This is a genomic window from Pseudoalteromonas sp. NBT06-2 (genome assembly GCF_002276045.1).
Taxonomy (GTDB): domain Bacteria; phylum Pseudomonadota; class Gammaproteobacteria; order Enterobacterales; family Alteromonadaceae; genus Pseudoalteromonas.
The window spans coordinates 1-338 of the sequence record NZ_NQMR01000380.1 but is presented as its reverse complement, the minus strand read 5'-3'; the positions used below and the strand labels follow the sequence as shown (position 1 = coordinate 338).

1 protein-coding gene is annotated in these 338 nt (G+C 40.5%); it reads left to right on the top strand.

Going from position 1 to position 338, the window contains the following annotated elements; translation table 11 throughout:
- The coding region (locus CJF42_RS26180) for a transposase (protein ID WP_170940792.1) at window positions 1–338 on the top strand (338 nt) is incomplete at both ends.

The following is a 338-nucleotide window of genomic DNA, read 5'->3' as shown; positions in this document are numbered from 1 at the left end:
TATATCGCGGTGTGTTATCTGATAATGACATCACCGCTTATGACAACAATACCGTTACCTTTAAATACCAAGACAGCCAAACAAAAAAAACGGCAACACGCACATTACCCGTACTCAAATTTTTATGGCTTATCTTGCAACATGTATTACCCAAAGGACTACAACGTGTAAGAGATTGTGGCTATTTGCGCGGCAATGCACATAAATTACGCCAACGTATTCAGATATTACTCATGAATACCAAAAGCTGGACAATACCTGAGAAAAAAGACAAACCCAAAGCAGTCCGTATTTGCCCTTGTTGTCAGCATCCAATGCACTGCGAAGGTATCGTCTGT